The organism is Streptomyces palmae (assembly GCF_004684805.1).
Classification (GTDB): domain Bacteria; phylum Actinomycetota; class Actinomycetes; order Streptomycetales; family Streptomycetaceae; genus Streptomyces; species Streptomyces palmae.
On sequence record NZ_SRID01000437.1, the window covers coordinates 1 to 5,304 of the forward strand.

The following is a 5,304-nucleotide window of genomic DNA, read 5'->3' on the forward strand; positions in this document are numbered from 1 at the left end:
GCCCGGCGCCCCGCCACCCCACAGCGCCGCGGATCCGCTTGAACCCCCGGTGCCCGTACGGCGCCCACCGGACCACCGGACCCCCAGGCCGCACCGCCCGGCGCCGAACGGGCCGCCGCACACCCCCGCGACGGCCGGGGAGCCGCCGCCGGGAAGGGGCGTTGTCAGACCCCCCTGCGACACTCGTTCGTATGAGGTGGGCGGTGGCCGAGGCGGACAACGGGGGTGTTCGTCTCTGTCCGCTCACCCCCTCCGGGCGGGCTGCCGGACCGGTCGTGACGGACGCGGGCGGCCTCGCGTCGGCCATCCGAGCCCGCCCGGAGGCGGACCGCTGGGTGTGGCGGTCCACCTCCGCGGTCTATCCGCGGCTGCTGGCCGCCGGCGTCCGCGTCGACCGGTGCTACGACGTCGAGGCGGCGGAATCCCTGCTGCTCGGCCATGCCGGGCGGTCCGGGCAGCCGCGCTCCCTGGCCGCCGCCTGGGCGCGGCTGCGCGGGCTGCCGGTGCCGGAGGACCCCCCGGTGCGGGCCGCGGACACCCAGCCCTCGCTGTTCGACGCCGGCCCACCGCCGCTGCCGCCCGGCACCGACCCGCTGGACGCCCTGCTGGCGGTCTACGCCGACCAGATCGCCCGTACCGAGGCCGCCGAGCACCCCGGGCGGATGCGGCTGCTGATCGCCGCGGAGTCCGCGGGCACCCTGGTGGCGGCGGAGATGAGCCGGGCCGGGTTGCCCTGGCGGGCCGACCTGCACCGGGCCCTCCTGGACGAGCTGCTCGGCGAGCGCTACCCGGGAGGTCTGGAGCCGCAGCGGCTGGCGGAGCTGGCCGAGGAGGTGTCCCGGGCGTTCGGGCCGGGCGTTCGGGTGCGCCCCGACCTGCCGGCGGACGTGATCCGGGCGTTCGGGCGGCAGGGCATCCCGCTCTCCTCCACCCGCGCCTGGGAGCTGGAGCGGATCGACCACCCCGCGGTGGCCCCGCTGCTGCGCTACAAGAAGCTGTACCGGCTGCACACCGCGCACGGCTGGTCCTGGCTGCAGACCTGGGTGCGGGACGGCCGCTTCCGCCCCGAGTACCTGCCCGGCGGCACCGTCTCCGGCCGCTGGACCACCAACGGCGGCGGGGCGCTCCAGATCCCCAAGGTGGTGCGGCGGGCCGTGGTCGCCGATCCCGGCTGGCGGCTGGTGGTCGCCGACGCCGACCAGATGGAGCCGCGGGTGCTGGCCGCCATCTCCCGCGACCAGGGCCTGATGGAGGTCGCCGGCAGCGGGCGCGACCTGTACGCGACCCTGTCCGACCGCGCCTTCTCCGGCGACCGCGACCAGGCCAAGCTGGCGCTGCTGGGCGCGATCTACGGCCAGACCTCGGGCGACGGCCTCAAGCACCTGGCCGCCCTGCGGCGCCGCTTCCCGGCCGCGGTGGCCTATGTGGACGAGGCCGCCCGGGCGGGTGAGGAGGGCCGGCTGGTGCGCACCTGGCTCGGCCGCACCTGCCCGCCGGCCGGCGGCTCCGAGGACGCCTTGGAGGAGGCCGGGCTGCCACCGGCGGAGGAGGCGGACACCCCGGCCGCCGGCAGCGGCGCCGGAGCCCGCGCCCGCGGCCGGTTCACCCGCAACTTCGTGGTCCAGGGCAGCGCCGCCGACTGGGCCCTCCTGATGCTGGCCGCCCTGCGGCAGTCACTGGCCCCGCTCCGGGCCGAACTGGTGTTCTTCCAGCATGACGAGGTGATCGTGCACTGCCCCGAGGAGGAGGCGGACCAGGTGCGCGAGGCGATCCTGGCCGCGGGCGACCGCGCCGGGCAGCTCGCCTTCGGCCGCACCCCGGTGCGCTTCGCGTTCACCGTCGCGGTGGTGGAGAGCTACGCGGACGCGAAGGGGTAGGGCCGCGCGGGCAGGGCGGCAGGGTGGCAGGGCGCTGGCAGGGCGGCATCAGGCGCCGGCAGGGAACTCGCCACCGCGCACGCCACCCGAGTGTGGCACGTCCGTATCACCGCCCGCCGCCGGTCGGCTGATTTTCTGACTGTCCATCACTCATCAGGGCCATCAAGGCGCGCGAAGAGGCGGTGGGGTGCGCAGGATGGGGGCAGGGCCGCCGGGCGGGCGGCCCGGGAGGCCGCCCACCGGGAGTACCAGATGACCCTCAGCCTTGAGCAGCTGCGTCGCTGCTCCGTCGCCGTCGACCTCGGCGCCGCGCGCACCCGCGTGTACCTCAAGGGCACCGGGTTGATCGTCGACGAACCGAGCGTGTGTGCGGTGAACCTGCGAACAGGTGGGCTGATCGCGGTGGGCACCCAGGCGGAGCAGATGTCGGGTCGTACGCCCGGACACATCGCGGTGGTACGGCCCATCTCGGGTGGCGCCGTGGTGGACATCACCATGGCGCAGCGCATGCTGCGGCAGTTCGTGGGCGACCGGGTACGGCGGGCCTGGCGGCGCAAGCCGCTGCTGCGGGCCGCGGTGTGCACCCCCTTCGACGCCCATCCACTGGCCCAGACCGCCGCCGTCGAGACCCTCACCGGGCTCGGCGCCCGGCGGGTGGAGCTGGTGGACACCCTGGTCGCCGCGGCGGTCGGCTGCGGGCTCCCGGTCGAACTGCCGGAGGCGACCATGATCGTGGTGTGCGGGGCCACCACGACCCAGGTGGCGGTGCTGTCGCTGGGCGCCATCGTGGCCGCGGAGAACGTGCCGGTGGGCGGCGACGCCATCGACCGGGCGGTGGTCCAGCATCTGCGCAACCACCACGAGGTGCTGCTGGCCGGGCACGCGGTACGGCCGCTGCACCTGGTGCTGAGCGGCCCGGACGCGGCGACCGGGGCCGAGGTGCACGGCCGCGACGTGGCCACCGGCCGGGCCAGATCGGTCCGGGTGGAGGCGGAAGGGGTGCGGGCCGCCGCGCAGCTGCCGATGTCCGGGGTGATCGACAGCATCGGCAGTGTGCTGCGCAGCTGCCCGCCCGACCTGGTGGCCGACCTCGCGGACCGCGGCATCATGCTGGCCGGCGGGAGCGCCCGGCTGCCCGGGCTCGACACCATGATCCGGGACGCCACCGGCATGCCGGTGCAGGTGGCCGAGCACCCCGACGTGTGCGCGGTGGAGGGCCTCGGCGCGATGCTGGAGGGCGAGGTGCGCCCGGTCCACCTGGGCCCCCTGGCCACCTGACCTTCCGCGGGGGAAGGCCAGGTCGCCCCTCGGGAACTTACGCACCCCTTGTCGCAGTTGAGCCGGTAGACCCTTCACGCCTTCACGAGGAGACGGCTCATGGCTCTGTGGGACAGGCTCAAGGACTCCGCCCAGACGATGCAGACCCAGCTGCAGGCGAAGAAGAACGACCTCAAGAGCGGGGCGTTCCGGGACGCCAGCATGGCGATGTGCGCGCTGGTGGCCGCCGCGGACGGGCAGATCGAGCCCGTCGAGCGGCAGCGGGTGGCCTCTTTGATCGCCACCAACGACGTACTGCAGAACTTCCCGGCCGACGACCTCCAGCGCCGTTTCAACGACTACCTGGCCAAGCTGACCTCCGACTTCGCGTTCGGCAAGGTCGGGGTGTTGCAGACCATCGGCAAGGTGCAGAAGAAGCCGACCGAGGCGCGGGCGGTGATCCAGATCGGCATCGTCATCGGTGGCGCGGACGGCGACTTCGACAAGACCGAGCAGGGCGTGGTGCGCGAGGCGTGCTTCGCGGTGGGCATCGACCCCTCGGAGTTCGATCTCTGAGGCGCGGTCGGCCTGCCGGGCCGCACCCGAAGACCCGACCGCGTCAGGCCGGTACGGAGGGCCGCCTCCGCAGCCGGTCAGCCGGCGAGCCCGGTCATCCGCATGGTGATGTTCAGGCGGCCACCGGCCATACCGGTGGCGGGGTCGCCGGTGCCCGGATACACCCTCGTCACCCCGTGGTAGGCGAAGCGCGAGGGGCCGCCGAAGACGAACAGATCGCCGGAGGCCAGCTCCACATCGGTGTACGGCCTGGTGCGGGTCTCGGTGTTGCCGAACCGGAAGACGCAGCGGTCGCCCAGGCTGAGGGAGACCACCGGGGCGTCGGACCGCTCGTCCTTGTCCTGGTGCATGCCCAGCCTGGCCTCACCGTCATAGAAGTTGATCAGCGCCGTATCGGGTGCGTAGCCGTCCCCCGCGGTCGGATCCTGGTACGCCTCGACCAGCGCGCGTCGGCCCAGCCGCGCCAGCCACTCCGGAAACGGCGCCACCCGGCAGCCGTTCACATCCTCCGCCGTACGGGTGTAGCGGTACGGCTGCCAGTGCCAGCCGATGCACACCGTCTGTACGGACATCACCCCGCCGCGCGGCAGTCTGGTGTGCCGGATGGGCACCGGACCAGTGGCCCACTCGCGGCAGGCGGTCACCAGCCGGCGCTGCTCCGCCAGGTCCAGCCAGCCGGGCAGATGCACCGCCCCCGCCGCCACCTCCCGACGCGCCGACCCGGGTGGCCCACTCCCAGCCGCCCCGGCGGACTCAGCAGGATCAGCCGGATCAGCCGACCGGCCCGTCAGATGGCCGAAGCCGGGCAGCTGGTCGAACCCCGGCCCCCTGTTCATGCCGCGCTCCCACTCACGCCGCGCGCCTCCTCACGCCGCACCCCTGCTCAGGCCGCATCGTGGAAGACCAGGCCAAGCGTGTGCCGGGTGCCGGAGCGGACCGTGCTCACCCCGTGCCGTACCGGGGCGGCGGACCAGCCGCGGGCCGATCGGACCGGGCGGTCCCGTGTGGTGAAGACCAGCCCCTGGCCCTGGGCGAGCACCCGCGCGGTGCCGCGGGACTGCGCCCGGAAGCGCTGCTCGACCAGGAGGAACTCCCCTCCCGTGTAGTCGATGCCGGGTTCGTCCAGCCCGATCACCACCTGGAGCGGGAAGACCAGGTCCCCGTAGAGGTCCTGGTGCAGGGCGTTCCAGTCGTTGGCGCCGTAGCGCAGCAGCAGCGGTGTCGGCCTGGTCTGGCCGGCCCGGTGGCACAGGGCCAGCCACTCCTCCAGCGTGTCGGGCCAGGGTGCGGGCCGGCCCAGTCGCCGCGCCCAGGTCCGGGCGATGGGCAGCAGCCGCGGATAGCAGGCCGCCCGCAGCTCGCGCACCGGCTCGGGAAGGGGGTGGTCGAAGTAGCGGTACTGCCCGGAGCCGTAACGGTGCCGGGCCATGTCCACGGTGGAGCGGAAGCGGGACACCTCCGGGTAGAGCGCGGCGATCTCGCGGCACTGCGCGGGGGTGAGCAGCGGCGGGGTCTGCGCGCAGCCATGCGCGTCCAGCTCGCTCCCGATGGCGTCCCAGTCCGCCGCCTCCACCCCCGCCCGAGGCAGCGCCCC

General features: G+C 74.4%; 5 protein-coding genes. 3 read left to right on the forward strand and 2 right to left on the reverse strand.

Annotated elements, in window-relative coordinates:
- Window positions 1–191 precede the first annotated feature (191 nt).
- The 3 genes from E4099_RS28615 (at window position 192) to E4099_RS28625 (ending at window position 3,710) form a co-directional block, all read left to right on the forward strand.
- On the forward strand, window positions 192–1,877 hold the full coding sequence (locus tag E4099_RS28615) for a bifunctional 3'-5' exonuclease/DNA polymerase (RefSeq protein WP_135342025.1): 1,686 nt from the start codon (window positions 192–194) through the stop codon (window positions 1,875–1,877).
- A gap of 252 nt (window positions 1,878–2,129) precedes the next feature.
- Window positions 2,130–3,155, forward strand: a complete 1,026-nt coding sequence (locus E4099_RS28620; RefSeq protein ID WP_135342026.1) for a rod shape-determining protein — start codon at window positions 2,130–2,132, stop codon at window positions 3,153–3,155.
- Between the two features lie 99 nt (window positions 3,156–3,254).
- A complete protein-coding gene (locus E4099_RS28625; RefSeq protein ID WP_135342027.1) occupies window positions 3,255–3,710 on the forward strand; it encodes a tellurite resistance TerB family protein in 456 nt (151 codons plus the stop codon).
- A gap of 77 nt (window positions 3,711–3,787) precedes the next feature.
- On the opposite strand, the gene E4099_RS28630 is transcribed toward E4099_RS28625, so the two are convergent.
- Window positions 3,788–4,399: an alpha-ketoglutarate-dependent dioxygenase AlkB family protein gene (locus E4099_RS28630; protein WP_245245266.1), complete on the reverse strand. Its 612-nt coding sequence runs from the start codon at window positions 4,397–4,399 to the stop codon at window positions 3,788–3,790.
- A gap of 194 nt (window positions 4,400–4,593) precedes the next feature.
- Window positions 4,594–5,298, reverse strand: a complete 705-nt coding sequence (locus E4099_RS28635) for a 2OG-Fe(II) oxygenase (protein WP_135342029.1) — start codon at window positions 5,296–5,298, stop codon at window positions 4,594–4,596.
- Window positions 5,299–5,304 lie beyond the last annotated feature (6 nt).

Coding starts and splice junctions, on each gene's coding strand:
- E4099_RS28615 (WP_135342025.1), top strand. CDS start 192: ATGAGGTGGGCGGTGGCCGAGGCGGACAACGGGGGTGTTCGTCTCTGT.
- E4099_RS28625 (WP_135342027.1), top strand. CDS start 3,255: ATGGCTCTGTGGGACAGGCTCAAGGACTCCGCCCAGACGATGCAGACC.
- E4099_RS28620 (WP_135342026.1), top strand. CDS start 2,130: ATGACCCTCAGCCTTGAGCAGCTGCGTCGCTGCTCCGTCGCCGTCGAC.